Raw genomic sequence first — 14,132 nt, forward strand, 5'->3', positions numbered from 1 at the left:
TCTCATAAATTATATTTAATTAGCCCTTTCTCCCACTACTCTCTGTAGATTACATCAACTAAGAGTAAGACAAAGAAACATACAAATAGTCAATGTTATTCTCATATTAACGAATCAGTTTTTAATAAGCTATAGAATAAAGAGTCACACCATTTTCCTTGAGACCAGTGTGTTTGTCTATGCCTTCCATCTATTTTGAAACCAATACTTTCAAGCATTTCTCTTTTCAGTATGTCGAATTCATACACCTCACACCACAAACGATGTAAATTCAATTCTGCAAATGCATAATCCACAAGAATATGTGCTGTATCTGGTGCAAAAACTTGATCAATATACAAATCATGATGACCAATATAAATAGAAAAATCAGCACTTCTATTGATCCAGTCTATATAACATACACCACATGCCCCTAAAAGTTTTTTGTTCTCCATTTCTATAATGGAGAACATAATTGTATTAGGATCTTGAATAACCTTATTTTCAAACCATAATTCTTGATTGTATTGACTCAATTCACGAAACTCTCGAAAATACTGTCGCAAATTGGGATTATTCCGCCACTCAAGTAATTGACTAAGATCTTCTCTTTCTACTGCACGCAGTGCTACATGAACACCTTTAAGCATCTTGATATACCAACTCATCCATAGACAATGCATCACCCTTAACTTTATTTACAAGGAGACGTTTACCTAATACTTCATTTATTTTGTAAGGTTCAATCCCCTTATGAGGAGCAGGTCTTAAAGCCTCTAAATCCTCTTCTCTAAGAATATCTCCTGCATTTAAATTATGCTTCAATCTTAAACACCGTCTCTGTAAAATCACAGTATGTCTCTCATTATCTTCCACTCTCTTAAAGCCATCTCCCATAGCAGCTTCTAATTCTTTTGATCTGTCGATCATTTCTCTCCATGTTGAAGGATTCATAGAGAACTTATGATCAGGTCCAATTCTGTCATTATCATCTGTAAAATGCTTTTCGATCACTTTAGCTCCCATAGCTATAGCTCCCAAAACTGTTGCATGCCCCAATGTATGATCTGACAGCCCAAGGATCAATTGCGGAAATCGGAGGGCATAAAGTTGAAGCACCTTAAGATTAATATGCTTTAAATTGTCAATATCGGCGGTGTAGTTAGTATTGCACTGCAGAAGCACCAGTTGCCGAGTATATTTAAGTACTGCCTCTACTGCTCTCTCCACATCTTCGAAAGAGGAAGCACCCGTCGCTAAAATTACAGGTTTGTTTTGCTTGGAGATTTCTTCAATAAGATCTATCCATGTAATATCCCCTGATCCGATTTTATATGCTGGAATAAAGGGATCTAATAAACGAATTGCTTCATAATCGTATGGTGTGGTCATAAAGTCAATCTTTGCCTCTTTTGCAGTTAATGCGAGTTCCTCGTTCCAATCGCGATTACACTCGTACTCTTTATATGTTTCAAACACAGTTTTGTCCCAATCTGCTTGATGACTCAAAGAACCGTTTAGCTTTCTAAACCCATAATCACTCACGATACTTTCAGCTTTAAAATGTTGGAATTTTGCAGCATCCGCGCCTGCATCTTTTGCCATCCAAATCAATTCTTTAGCTCTTGTCAAGTCCCCATCGTGATTTGCTGCAATGTCAGCGATGAAATACGCGGGAGAATCCACATCGATTATTCTATCGTTGATTTTAATTGAATTATCATATTTCAAAAGTGATTAACCTCCAAATAATCTTTATATAGTCGTTCAATAACCTCTACAGTATCAGGCATTCGATAACCTAGAAAATTTTCTACTTTCCTTACCTCAAGCCCCATACTAGTTGCCCTATAAGGTTTACCTTCGTTCTGAAATTTTTTTACATTAGTATTTTCCGTACTTAATTCAAACTTCTCAGCTAACCTTTGTACAAATTCCTTTTTACTAACGGATTGACGCGATGCTACATTAAAGACCCCTCTAGCTTTGGCTGTGATCAAGTCATACACTATTTGAGCCAATTGTGATACAGCTATACTTGAGGTATAAACATTGTCAAAAAGCATCATTTCATCTTTATTTATCAAGGATTTTAAAACCCATTCAATAAAAGTAGGTCTTTCTTCTACTCTACGATAACCTACAATGTTTGTCCTTACTACTAAACTATTCCTAGCCGTGAGTGCAAAACATTCTCCCGCAAATTTTGTTTTTGCATATTCATTCAAAAGTGATATTGGTGACATTTCATTGTGTACAACATTTCCTTGATCACAATAGTAGTGATCTGTCGAAATTTGAACTAAATACTTATTATTAACATTTGCATATTCAGCTAATACTCCAACTGGTCTTGCATTTAATAAATACGCAAGCGACGGATCTTCTTCACACTTTTTCAAATCTACAATGGCTACTGCATTAACAACCACATCTGGGTCAAGCGTTTCTAACGCTTGCTTTAAATCCTCAACATTTAAAAAATCAAGATTAATATCCGCATGTTTTCTAGCCAATGTATATACTTCAATTTGCAGTTGGTTAAATTCTTTAACCAGTGCTTGTCCAAGCATTCCTGTTGAGCCACATACAAGTAACTTCAAAATACTGCCTCCACATATAATTCATTCACCTAATTTTTTTTGTTCAATATGTTGATTGATTAATGGTAAATCCGGTATTCTTTCCATTAAGGCTATTACTTGTCTCCAACCAAAAATTTTATCGGGCTGATGTAGATAATTATATATTTCAGTAATTAACTTGTAATCCTCTTCTGTATCCAAAGTCCAACGGTATCTTGAATAATCTACGGGTGAGTTATATTCAGAAATAGTAAATTGTTCAGGGTGTAAATATATATAAGGAGTGACATGCTCAGTATGGACATCATTATAAGCATTACGATATGAAATTTCTAATGCATCTCTTGTAAAAACCTCTATATCAAGACCTCTAGGAAATGTAGGCGTAGTTTTGTTGCTCATGTAGTCCACTTCCATTTTATAAAAAGTCTTTATTACTTCCTCTGTAATTTCAGGATCTATAAGAGGACAGTCTGAGGTCACCCTTACAATACCATCAGCTCCATATAGTTCAGCTGCTTCATAATACCTTGACAATACATTTTTTTCGCTACCACGATAAATATGGACTTCGTTGGCTTTAGCTTCTTCTACAATTAGATCATCCTCTATCGATGTGGTTGTTGCAACAACAATAGCATCAATTGAAGGAACAGCTTTTAATCTCTCTAACACGCGACTCAATACACTGTCCCCACATAAAGGTTTTAAGACTTTTCCCGGAAGACGTGTAGATCCCATTCTTGCCTGTACAATAGCTACAGTGTTCATTGTTTCTCCTTTCACATGTGAATTATTCAATTCAACCCTTCAATAACCAATTTTTAGTGCGTTCCAAACCTTCCTGTAAAGTCACCTTAGGTTCCCAACCAAGAAGTTCTTTAGCTTTTGAAGAATCACACAAAAGTTTATCAATCTCACTTTGTGGATGAATATGTTCAATGTGATGAATCCTTTTATTATCATTAGTAATCAAAAAAGCAAGATCATTAATAGAAATGTCTTTACCCAAACCTGCATTTATAATTTGTCCATTAGCTTTATCATTAAAACCAGCCATAACTACGAACTCCGCGCAATCCTCAACATATAGAAGATCACGCGTTTGATTTCCATCACCATATATAGAGAGCGGGCTGTTAGAGATATGATTTTTTAAAAATATGGCAACAACCCCACCTTCTCCACCAGTTTTTTGATACGGACCGTAAGTATTAAAAGGCCTGATAACAACAGTAGGTAGTTTGTATGCATAGTAATAAGACAACACCAAATTTTCTGCTGCAACTTTTGCTCCTGCATAAGGTGAGGCTGGTTTAGTCGGGTGTTTTTCACTTATTCCATTTTTATTCACACAACGGTCATAGACCATACAAGTACTCATAAATACAATTTTAGTATTATTTTCACGACATCTTTCTAAAACATTAAACGTTCCAATAGTATCATTATTAAAAGTAGTTTTAGGATCGTCTATGGAATCTTGAACATTAATAGAAGCACCGAGATGGTAACAAATATCAAATTTATGCTCCTGGAAAAGTGATATAAGAAGATCTTCATCTAAAATGCTCCCTCTTAAGAACTCTTGAAACCCTTCATAATTTAATAATTGCGTTATGTTCTCTTCACTTCCATTAGATAAATCATCCAAAATCCAAACCTTATGTCCTTTTTCAAGTAATTTCAAGGCAACCCACCTACCAATAAATCCAGCTCCACCAGTCAATAAAATTTTCATTTATATCATCTCCTTAAGTTTAAATATTCTAAATAAGCTTCTCCTCGATTAACCATTTTTCTAGAGTTTCTTTACTTACGAGCATTGACTCTAATTTAGTTTCCTCCCTGTTTTGCAATTCTGTTTTTTTTCGAAAACTCGAAGGAATAGTATACATTTCCGGGCTTTCTAGAGCTATCATTCTTTCATCCAGTGTCATAAGTTCCTCAAATCGCTTCTCACCAGGACGCAGTCCAACGTTTAAAATCTTTGTTGGCCATGAAATACTATAATTCTTAGATGCTACATTAATAACGGCCTCTGCTAAGTCCCCAATTCGTACCGTTGGCATTTTCAACACAAAGACTTCTCCCCCTGTTGCCAGATCATTTGCTTTTAAAATTAAATTAATAGCCTGAGTGGGGGTCATCATATATCTCAGCATATCTGGATCTGTAAGAGTTACATCCTTTCGGTCTAATATTTGTTTTTTAAATAGTGGAATTACTGATCCTCTGGACCCCATAACATTACCAAACCTAACAGACGAAAAAATAGTATCTTTAGAACCCTTTTGGTATTCTGCAGCAGAGATTAGTCTTTCCGCGGTAAGTTTCGTAGCCCCGTATGTGTTGGTCGGAGAAATTGCTTTATCTGTACTTGTAAACAATACTTTCTTCACATTATTGGAAATTGCAGCTTGAATTACATTTTGCGTTCCAATGACATTAGTTTGTACCGCTTCAAAAGGATTATATTCACATGAAGGCACATGCTTCATTGCAGCTAGATGAAAAACATAATCAATATCCTCCATAGCTCTCATCAGTCTGGATAAGTCTCTCACATCTCCGATTAAAAATCGAAGTTGATCAGAGAACGAACTAAATTCATGATTCATTTCATATTGCTTATGCTCATCTCTACTGAAAATTCTAATTACATGAGGTTTATGTTTGATCAAATGCTGCACCAACTGTTTTCCAATAGTTCCTGTACCACCTATGACAAGTATCTTTTTTTCAGTATAGATTGATTTCATTTTTATGCACATCCTTAAATTAATGCGAATTCACTATATTTTTCATGAATTATATCATTACTATCATTATCGGTATAACATGCTTCTCTGTGAATCCTTGTAACAAAAAAACCCCTCAATTGAGAGGTTAACTACATATAAATATCTAGTTATTTTCTACGATCCATTAGTATGCTGCCGGGTGAAAGATTAGATTCATACGCACTACGTTGAGTTGCCGCTTGCCTACGATTATACAACCATTCCTGAGCTTCAATACGGAGTGACTCCATTTTCCGGAGTATGACCGGATCCAATTCGAGTACACTTTTAATCCTATCTTTTTGATCTTCTGTAAATACCTCTTTATTTAATAATGCCATATTAATAAGATCAACAATGGATTGTCTCTTTGTAATAAATTCTTCTACTTCTTCGTAAGAACATGTTTCAATATCATCTAGAAATGACTCGGTTAATACTTTTAATTGGTCAATATAACTATCCATTAGCAGTTTCCATTTGACCTAATGCTATTTTATTGGCCTGAATCCAAGTCTCACGTAACTCAACTAAATAACTTAAAGCTTCTTCTATTTTTTGTTGATCTTTACGTATATTCGCCTCAATAAGCAGATAGTTGGTGTATTCATAAAGAGAGTACAGATTCTTTGATATTTCATAATCAAAATTAAGCGTGCCCATCAATTCACTGACAATAGATTGAGCTTTACCAAGATTGGTACTTGTCTTTTCATGATCATGTTGCTGCAGGCCCTGGAGCGCAGTTTTGATAAACCTTATAGCACCATCATAAAGCATAACAACAAGTTGGGCTGGAGTTGAAGTTTGGACTGCTGATTGCTTGTATTTATTGTAAGGAGAATTAATCAATTCGCTCACCTCTAACTATGAATTCGAGCCCAGACTTGATAACAAACTGGAAGACTGGGAATTTAATTTGCTAATTGCCTGTTCCATTGCAGTAAATTGTTTGTAATATCTATTTTCAGCAATAGTAAGATTTTTCAGCATTGTATCCATACGGCTATCATATGACTTTAGTTCACGTCCCATAACACTCTCAGGTTTATAAGCTCCTGTGACTGAACCGGAAAAACGGTCAGTACCCGCACGGTCAGAGATCATATTGATTGAACTACTAACTTTCTCAGCAAGCTTATCAAAAATTCCCGTAGAAGGAGAACTTACTGGTCCTTGAAATAGGTCCAATATTTTTTGAGGATTATCAGAGATGGCCTTCTTCAATTTAGACTCATCCAGTATAAGTTTACCTTCATCATAATACTTACCCGTTGTTATCCCCATAGCACTAAGATCACCCAAATTTGCGGTGATGATCATCCTCATCTGTGAAACCGTGGATGTCAAAATATCATCATTTTTCAGCAAACCACTTTGTGATTTCTCTGTCCAGGCTTTAATATCAGCGTCTTTCATTTCCTTCTTTTGCTCATCTGTAAGTGGTGAAAAATTACGATATTTAGCTTCACTCGTTTTGGTATTCAATGTACTGAGTAAAGAATTATAATCTTCAATGAATCCTTTAATAGTTTCCAAAACATTATCTGGATTTCTCTGAGTTGTTATATTAACGGTCTCCCCAGATGGGGTCGTTGAGAGCAAATTGAATGTAATTCCATTTAATATGAAGTTGTTGCTATCTTTCTCAACATCTATTCCGTTAATATTTAATTTTGCATTTTCACCCGATTTGAAATTTTGCTCACCTTTAAACAGCGCCAGTAACGTATTATCACCTGTATCGGTTCCAAGTTTAATTGGAGTTCCATCTTTGGAGGTTAAGACTAGTTTTCCAGACTTCTCATCAAAACTTGCTGTTGCATTTGCACCTGTACGAGCCGAGATTTCTGTTATAACATCAGCGATGGATTTAGAACCTGCAAAGCTGAAAGTTTCATTGTTAATTTTGAGAGAAAAAGGTTCAGTTGCTCCAGTCAGGTCAGATAATTTAGTGCTTCCCAAAAAACCTGAACCCACGCCATTGGTCTCGATAACTGTTTTATTAGTTGGTGTACCACCAAATAAATTAATAACAGAATTTGAACCAGTATTACCTCCGATATCTACCTTACCAGCAGGGCCACTTGTCTTGGAACGGATGATCAACTGGCCTGTTAATTCGTCATAACTTGCATTGACATTCGCTTTGGTATTAGAGTTAATTGTAGAAATCATACTTGAAATTGATGTAAGACCATTAAATAATGGTTTTCCATTATCATCTTTGAAGCTCACACCATTGATGACTAGATCGAAGCCTTTATCAAGATAATCCTTACGGTCAGTTTCACTCATCCCTGCTAAATTAACACCGTCAACTTCTGCAAGAGTAGAAGTACCTTTATAAGTCTTATCCGTACCTGTAGTTTGCACGGTAGCACTTGTTGCAAGTTTTGATATTTGTACTTTCATATCAATCCCATTCGCATCAGCAGTGGCGTCTGCTTTAAGTGCATCCGTATTCCCCGTAACAACAGCTTTATTCGCGTTCAGTGCTGAATCCTTACCATACTTGTCCGTTAGTTTATTAAAACGGAAATCATAGAGCTTGCTATTTATCTCCCGATAGCTATCACGCTTCCATTCTACCAATTGTTTATTTTGGGTAATTTTATCGTACGAAGCACGTTTTGCAGTCATCATACTTTTCACAAGACTATCTATATCCATACCTGAAAAACCATTAATACGAGTCACCATAATCACTTTTCCCCCTTAGATTCAGATTTTTTCATCAATAAGTATACCAGCAATTTCCATCATTTTAGCTACTAAGTCTAGCGTTTTTTCAGGTGGGATCTCACGAATTAACTCTCCAGTTTCTCTGTTCAATACTTTCACCATAATATCATGTGTCTTTTCGTGAACACTAATTTCCAACGAAGTTTGTGGCCCTTCTAAAGACTTGATTGCCCGTTCTATTGTCTTAACAAGTTGTTCATTCACTACAGAATTCTGAACCACTGGGGTCTTCAATTCTTTGGGGTTAGAGACCGAAGGAGCCGATTGTGCAGTCAACGAATGCTGATCATTGTATTCAGAGTTATGCTGCCTGTTTATAGTAGTATTTGCCGTTAATGATAATTCTATATTCATGAATGCCCGCCTCCACAATAATTAATGTTATTATGTTTATCGGTATATTCTCAAAGTTCCATTAGGTAATTTTTGTATACTCACCTTTATTCAATCTCCAATTGGTTTTCTAACACTGCTATAATTTCCGAGAGAACAAGTAGGCTTGTTTTCACAAATTCGATTTGAATTTCCCTGTTCTTGCTTAAATTATCTGTTGATAGGAATTGCTCTATCTCAAATAATCTCCACACACTTGTAATCAAAACGGCTTGTAAATTATGACGTAAAAGCCAGTTGCTTGATACCTCTCCAAAAAGAACATCGGTCTTTTCCAATACTTTTAGAGACTTTAATAGTTGAGATTGAGACGAACGTTTGTGAATAATTAGTTCTTGGAGATTTACAAGTTGTTTTCTGAACTTCTTTTCTTTATCTTTAAAATTTTCTAATTCGATCTTCAAACTCATATGAATTTGTTTAACATCAACAGGATAATGATCGAGTTTCTTTATTTCTCTTTGAACGTTTAATAAGTTTGAACTGTTAACACAATACTTTTCATGTACGGCATTCAAGCTCATCTGGACCGTATGATTTATTAATGCACCACCTTCTGTTGCATCAATAACAAATAACTGCTTATTATACGTTTCTGTTTCAAACCAATTACGAAATGCATTCCAAATCTCCGTTGTTTCAACCTCTTCGCCTTTATAGCCTTTTGTATATACCTTTTTTGAAGTATTCACACCGCCTGAATTAATTGGATTTTGATCATATACAGTGTTACTAGCATGAGTTTCTGCTGAAGAATTACCAAAAGCGAGATCTTGTCCAACAAGCACAATAGGTGAAGCCCCTAAATGATCTGCAAGTCCAAAAGCAACATGAGCACAAGATAGTCCAAGGCTAATCGAATTATCTTGTGTGAGATTTAATATTTGTTTAAGCCAGTTGTACTCTCCAACGTTATCACGGATTGGAATAATAACTTCGCCTTGAAATTCTTCGAATATTTTAGGATAAACTAGCAAGGGTGCAACTAATGTAACCTCAGATGGATATGACTTATCCTTATAGAAATAGGAGTAGGTCAATTCCCCTCTTTCGATTGAGCAGATAAAATCAGGTACGATCCCTTCCTGACACAACCTCTCAGCAATCGTATCAACCGCAACAATAACTGCTTTACCTATAAATTTTTTCAACTCTTTTATATTTTTATTAAGTGACGGACCAGCTGCTACAACAATAGCAGGCATATCTTTAAACAAATCTCTTAATTGAGAAACATCCTTCGAACGAGCGAGCTTTTTAATATTTAACATGTTCTGTCTGAATCCTATTAAACTATCATCTACAGAATTCCCATATAATGTTGTTTTATATTGAGCTACTTCTTTAATCTGTTTAATAACAGAAGTACAAGAATCGACATCAAAATTTCTGTAATAAGTGGTGAAGTAGAATTTAATATTTTTGAGGTAAAAAATCAGACTAGTAGAGAACAATTTTTCCAAAAACATAGGCAGGTTACTCAAATCATCAGCAAAAAGAATCACGTTAGAGGATCGAAAGAAAGAAAGATCTTCTTCATTTAAAACGTAATTAAAGAATGAAAAACTTGGTTCTATAATGATCAAAAAAGACTCTTTGCTCATAGTTTGAATTAATCGCTTAAGTTCTGAAACAGAGTATAGGCCAATCGCAAAAATGAGTTCCTTCTTCAATGCATTTGGTACATGAGTATCATCAAAGTTATTTTTCAAATAAATAATTTGATTATTCAATTCAATTAAATCTCCCTTAACCGAATCTTTCTCATAGAGATTAAGAAATATCTCATTATTTTGAGGCTCACCAATCCAATGCAAATTGTTTATAGACAAAATATTAATATTCTCTTCAATTAATTTCACTGCATTTTCTCCTTAATTACATATTAAAATAACCCATTATAAATCAATCTATAAAAATAAAGCCCCACAGAAAGTGGGGCACATGTATTGAATGAGCTTAAACAAATTATCTAAGCAGTTGAAGCACGCCTTGTGGTTGTTGATTAGCTTGAGCCAACATAGCTTGGGAAGCTTGTGCCAAAATGTTGTTTTTGGTTTGTTCCATCATTTCTTTAGCCATGTCAACGTCACGGATACGTGATTCAGCCGCAGTCAAGTTCTCGGAAGCTGTTCCCAAGTTATTGATTGTGTGCTCTAAACGGTTTTGTACAGCACCCAGTTTAGAACGTTCGGTGGATACTTTTTGCGTTGCTACGTCAATGACTTTAATAGCTACGTCAGCTTGAGCTTGAGTAGAAATTTGCAACCCTTTAACACCCAATGCAGAAGTACCCATATCATTGATTGAAAGGTTCATTGATTGGCCTGTGTTTGCACCAATTTGGAATGTAGCTGTACCATCGGTACGAACGTTAGCTGCTGCTGTTTTTTCAGTGAAAGAAGAGAGTGTATTTGTAGCAGAAGTACGAATATTTCCACTTGCATCTTTAACAGAAATAGTGAGTCCATTCACAGCCCCTGTAGAACCAGCGGTACCAGCAGTAACAACTATTTTACCAGCACTAATTGTCAGAGCAGAATCAGCATTGTCCAAGTCAGAGATAGCTGAAGCCGCAGAAACTGTGATTTCATTAGTCACGGTAGTGCCATCTTTAACATAAGAAATAGTAACTTTGTCACCAGCAGTAATACCAAGACTGTTACCATTTTTATCAGTAAGATCAGTCAAGACTACAGTAGCCGCTGTCAAAGTAGCGCCTGCAGCGCCTTTAACAGAAGCATTCTCATTAATGTTTGCTACAGCAGTATTAACCGCACTACCCATGGAACCATCAAGCAGGTTTTTAGTATTGAATTGAGTAGTCGATTGGATACGATCGATCTCTTTATTCAATTGATCCATCTCATCTTGCAGGTTTTTACGGTCGCCAGAAGTATTCGTATCGTTACCCGATTGAACTGCGAGTTCACGCATACGTTGCAGGATGGAGTGAGTTTCGTTCAGTGCACCCTCAGCAGTTTGGATCAAAGAGATACCATCTTGCGAGTTACGGGATGCTTGATCCAAACCACGGATTTGACCGCGCATTTTTTCGGAGATTGCCAAGCCTGCAGCATCGTCACCAGCACGGTTGATGCGAAGACCGGAAGACAATTTCTCGATGTTTTTGTTCGTGTTAGTAGTGTTAGTAGACAGTTGACGGTGAGTGTTCAACGCCGCGATATTGTGATTAATAATCATTTGATATTTCCTCCCTGAAAATAAGTTAGTTCCACATCCTTGTGGTAAACGCCGCGACATTAAGGTCGGCCGCCCTGCCGAAGCAGCGTCTAAATAATATATCGACAGGAGAGGAGCAACTGTTTATAGCAAATTGGAATTTTTTTATTCTTTTTTAGTACTATCGTTTCGCAAGCGTTCCATAAACGCTTCAACGTTGGCTACTAGAGGTGTTGCAGACTCACGATTTGCTTCCTGAATGGATGTATATATCTCCTGTCGGAATATATCAATATGCTTGGGTGCAGAGATACCTATTCGAACCGTATCACCTTCTACAGCAAGTACAGTCACCTCAATATGATCCTGGATGACGATGGACTCTCCCTTTTTACGTGATAGTACCAGCATGTCAAACGCCACCTTTCTCTGATTTCGCTTCATCTTCTGCCCAGATAAGATGACGTGTATCGTAGCTGGTTTGATGGAGTACAACCTGCTTGCCCACCCGGTTTTCGGGATTAAGTACAACAGGTGCAAGAAGGTTCATGGTAGATTTATTCGTTTGGGAATGGATTGTAACCATAGAGTACACTGATACTTGGTCAATGATTCCCATCTCTTCCTTGTCTATCTCGCTCAGCTCAAAACTATAATCGGACACAAACGTAAATGGACTTACCAACAAGAACGATAAATTCGGCTCTCGTACGGACTGTAAATAAATGAATGGCGTTTCCTCCCACGGAATTAACGCAAACTCTGTCTCTTCTTCAAATCCAGGCAAACCTTTGGGAAACTGATATACGTCTTCTCCACTAATCTCTACTTTTCCCCACGTGCTTGTATGAATAATAATAACGAACGCCTCCTTGGCGAATAATAAATTATACAAAAAGAGCCATAGAGGGCTGCATCCGAGACCGTCTATAGCTCTACATTATAACTCACAACCCCACATCTATAGCAGGTGGAGTGTATTGAACTGATGCATATTGTTTCACATAGATATCCAACTTACCTCGTTGATACTCAATTTCCGGTTTATTCACTATAACATTCATTTCGGAGACAGCTGATTCATAACTGATATCTGGCGGCCTTGTCTCAATTTGAATATCTACGTTATCAAATGACGCAGGAGTCCTTGTTTCTGGAAAAGGCTTTTGTTGCCAATCCATACCAATAATATTAGCTATCGTATTGCTCGGTTTATGAATAGCAGCCAACTGATTTCCTTGTTGAACGCGTTCAGCCATGTTTTGCAAAAACTGTTGTTCAATGCCTGAGTATATTCGGGCATTCATGTCAATCATATTGCCACCATTGTAGGCAGAGAAAGCCTTGCTCTGATCTACATGAAGAGTGATTGGGTGACTCTCCACTGTAAGCTTGGCAGGTTTAGTGTTTAGCTGAACTTCTGCCTTAGGCTGACGAATAGAGTACTGACCAGGATTAGTCTCCATATTTAGAATAGAAGGTGTAGTTCTAATCTGAACTACAGGAAGAGTCTTCATGATTTAGATCCCCCTCTATCTAAGGAAATCCACCAAAGATGGAGAGATAATTTTTGCGCCTGCAGACAAAGAAGCATTGTAGATATTTTCCTGAATTTTAGATTGAATGGATAACTCTGCATAATCTGCATCCTCAACCTTAGATTGAAGATCAGTTAAGTTAATGCCTAGATCATCCAATCTTCCCATCATCAGATCAACACGATTCGTCTTCGCACCAATTTCAGAGCGGATTGCCAGCATTTTGTCCATCCGACTGTCAATGTTGTCAAGTTGATTTGAAAGTTCCTTCTGGTCGCCATCAGACAATGCTTTCATAATTGTATTCATAACAACAAATAAATTGTCATCTTCTGTACCTGTACCAAACACCTCATTACCATCCACGTTAATTGGTAATTGTACACTCTCACCAACAATAAAATTAACCTTACCTTTATCCGTTACAACAGAAGCAGCATTGGTTGTGTCGAAAGAGCCATCTGGATTAGAAGGGAAATCATACGGCTTAATATCATAGGTCTCGCCATTAAAAATATATTTTCCGTTCAGTTTACTGTTGGATATATCCACAAGCTGTTCCTTAAGTTGTTGTACTTCTTCATTGATACTATCCAATGCCGATTGAGGGTTTGTTCCCGTCGAAGCTTGCACCGTTAACTCACGAAGACGTTGCATTACGTTTCCAGCCTGATTCAAAACAGTGTCATTGAATTCCAGCCAAGAAACTGCACTGTCCACGTTTTTCTGATATTGCTCATTAGAGGACAATTCTGCACGATAGCGAAGGGAATAGGTAATCCCTACAGGGTCATCAGAAGGCTTATTTATTTTCCTGCCTGTCGCTAACTGAGTCTGGGTATTATTCATCTGTTGCGCATTACGGTTCAAGTTCAAAAGCAGTTGCGAACTCAACATATTATTAGTAATTCTCATAATAGATG

General features: G+C 36.7%; 16 protein-coding genes. All 16 read right to left on the reverse strand.

Annotation, left to right across the window (positions count from 1 at the left end):
• Positions 1-101: 101 nt before the first annotated feature.
• The 16 genes from MHH25_RS27715 to flgL all read right to left on the reverse strand — a co-directional run bounded on the left by MHH25_RS27715 (position 102) and on the right by flgL (position 14,124).
• Entirely contained in the window at positions 102-650 is a 549-nt protein-coding gene (locus tag MHH25_RS27715; RefSeq protein ID WP_340018621.1) for a GNAT family protein, read from the reverse strand.
• On the reverse strand, positions 625-1,713 hold the full coding sequence (locus MHH25_RS27720; protein ID WP_340018622.1) for an N-acetylneuraminate synthase family protein: 1,089 nt from the start codon (positions 1,711-1,713) through the stop codon (positions 625-627). Before MHH25_RS27720 ends, MHH25_RS27715 begins: the two co-directional genes overlap by 26 nt.
• Positions 1,710-2,585 (reverse strand): sugar nucleotide-binding protein, encoded by an 876-nt coding sequence (locus tag MHH25_RS27725; RefSeq protein ID WP_340018623.1) that lies wholly within the window; start codon positions 2,583-2,585, stop codon positions 1,710-1,712. The genes MHH25_RS27720 and MHH25_RS27725 overlap by 4 nt, the downstream gene beginning before the upstream one ends.
• 21 nt (positions 2,586-2,606) lie before the next feature.
• Positions 2,607-3,338, reverse strand: coding sequence for a glycosyltransferase family protein (locus MHH25_RS27730; RefSeq protein WP_340018624.1), 732 nt, complete (start codon positions 3,336-3,338; stop codon positions 2,607-2,609).
• A gap of 31 nt (positions 3,339-3,369) precedes the next feature.
• Positions 3,370-4,308, reverse strand: a complete 939-nt coding sequence (locus MHH25_RS27735; protein ID WP_340018625.1) for a GDP-mannose 4,6-dehydratase — start codon at positions 4,306-4,308, stop codon at positions 3,370-3,372.
• Positions 4,309-4,336: 28 nt separating this feature from the next.
• A complete protein-coding gene (locus tag MHH25_RS27740; RefSeq protein WP_340018626.1) occupies positions 4,337-5,329 on the reverse strand; it encodes an SDR family NAD(P)-dependent oxidoreductase in 993 nt (330 codons plus the stop codon).
• A gap of 149 nt (positions 5,330-5,478) precedes the next feature.
• A complete protein-coding gene (locus MHH25_RS27745; protein ID WP_340018627.1) occupies positions 5,479-5,817 on the reverse strand; it encodes a hypothetical protein in 339 nt (112 codons plus the stop codon).
• On the reverse strand, positions 5,810-6,211 hold the full coding sequence (gene fliS / locus MHH25_RS27750) for a flagellar export chaperone FliS (RefSeq protein WP_340018628.1): 402 nt from the start codon (positions 6,209-6,211) through the stop codon (positions 5,810-5,812). The genes MHH25_RS27745 and fliS overlap by 8 nt, the downstream gene beginning before the upstream one ends.
• A gap of 6 nt (positions 6,212-6,217) precedes the next feature.
• Positions 6,218-8,053, reverse strand: a complete 1,836-nt coding sequence (gene fliD / locus MHH25_RS27755; RefSeq protein ID WP_340018629.1) for a flagellar filament capping protein FliD — start codon at positions 8,051-8,053, stop codon at positions 6,218-6,220.
• Between the two features lie 21 nt (positions 8,054-8,074).
• On the reverse strand, positions 8,075-8,449 hold the full coding sequence (locus tag MHH25_RS27760) for a flagellar protein FlaG (protein WP_340018630.1): 375 nt from the start codon (positions 8,447-8,449) through the stop codon (positions 8,075-8,077).
• An 86-nt stretch (positions 8,450-8,535) separates the two neighbouring features.
• Complete coding sequence (locus MHH25_RS27765; protein ID WP_340018631.1) at positions 8,536-10,350, reverse strand: 6-hydroxymethylpterin diphosphokinase MptE-like protein; 1,815 nt, start codon at positions 10,348-10,350, stop codon at positions 8,536-8,538.
• A 106-nt stretch (positions 10,351-10,456) separates the two neighbouring features.
• A complete protein-coding gene (locus MHH25_RS27770; RefSeq protein WP_340018632.1) occupies positions 10,457-11,692 on the reverse strand; it encodes a flagellin in 1,236 nt (411 codons plus the stop codon).
• Between the two features lie 144 nt (positions 11,693-11,836).
• Entirely contained in the window at positions 11,837-12,082 is a 246-nt protein-coding gene (csrA, locus tag MHH25_RS27775; RefSeq protein WP_340018633.1) for a carbon storage regulator CsrA, read from the reverse strand.
• A 1-nt stretch (position 12,083) separates the two neighbouring features.
• Positions 12,084-12,566: a flagellar assembly protein FliW gene (gene fliW / locus MHH25_RS27780; RefSeq protein WP_340018634.1), complete on the reverse strand. Its 483-nt coding sequence runs from the start codon at positions 12,564-12,566 to the stop codon at positions 12,084-12,086.
• Between the two features lie 52 nt (positions 12,567-12,618).
• The gene (locus MHH25_RS27785; protein WP_340018635.1) at positions 12,619-13,188 is read right to left on the reverse strand and encodes a DUF6470 family protein; all 570 of its coding nucleotides are present in this window, start codon (positions 13,186-13,188) and stop codon (positions 12,619-12,621) included.
• A 15-nt stretch (positions 13,189-13,203) separates the two neighbouring features.
• The gene (flgL, locus tag MHH25_RS27790; RefSeq protein ID WP_215074426.1) at positions 13,204-14,124 is read right to left on the reverse strand and encodes a flagellar hook-associated protein FlgL; all 921 of its coding nucleotides are present in this window, start codon (positions 14,122-14,124) and stop codon (positions 13,204-13,206) included.
• Positions 14,125-14,132: the final 8 nt, after the last annotated feature.

It is taken from the genome of Paenibacillus sp. FSL H3-0457 (assembly GCF_037981725.1).
Taxonomy (GTDB): Bacteria; Bacillota; Bacilli; order Paenibacillales; family Paenibacillaceae; genus Paenibacillus; species Paenibacillus amylolyticus.

Coding starts and splice junctions, on each gene's coding strand:
- MHH25_RS27715 (WP_340018621.1), bottom strand. CDS start 650: ATGAGTTGGTATATCAAGATGCTTAAAGGTGTTCATGTAGCACTGCGT.
- MHH25_RS27730 (WP_340018624.1), bottom strand. CDS start 3,338: ATGAACACTGTAGCTATTGTACAGGCAAGAATGGGATCTACACGTCTT.
- MHH25_RS27735 (WP_340018625.1), bottom strand. CDS start 4,308: ATGAAAATTTTATTGACTGGTGGAGCTGGATTTATTGGTAGGTGGGTT.
- MHH25_RS27740 (WP_340018626.1), bottom strand. CDS start 5,329: ATGAAATCAATCTATACTGAAAAAAAGATACTTGTCATAGGTGGTACA.
- MHH25_RS27745 (WP_340018627.1), bottom strand. CDS start 5,817: ATGGATAGTTATATTGACCAATTAAAAGTATTAACCGAGTCATTTCTA.
- fliD (WP_340018629.1), bottom strand. CDS start 8,053: ATGGTGACTCGTATTAATGGTTTTTCAGGTATGGATATAGATAGTCTT.
- MHH25_RS27760 (WP_340018630.1), bottom strand. CDS start 8,449: ATGAATATAGAATTATCATTAACGGCAAATACTACTATAAACAGGCAG.
- MHH25_RS27770 (WP_340018632.1), bottom strand. CDS start 11,692: ATGATTATTAATCACAATATCGCGGCGTTGAACACTCACCGTCAACTG.
- csrA (WP_340018633.1), bottom strand. CDS start 12,082: ATGCTGGTACTATCACGTAAAAAGGGAGAGTCCATCGTCATCCAGGAT.
- MHH25_RS27785 (WP_340018635.1), bottom strand. CDS start 13,188: ATGAAGACTCTTCCTGTAGTTCAGATTAGAACTACACCTTCTATTCTA.
- flgL (WP_215074426.1), bottom strand. CDS start 14,124: ATGAGAATTACTAATAATATGTTGAGTTCGCAACTGCTTTTGAACTTG.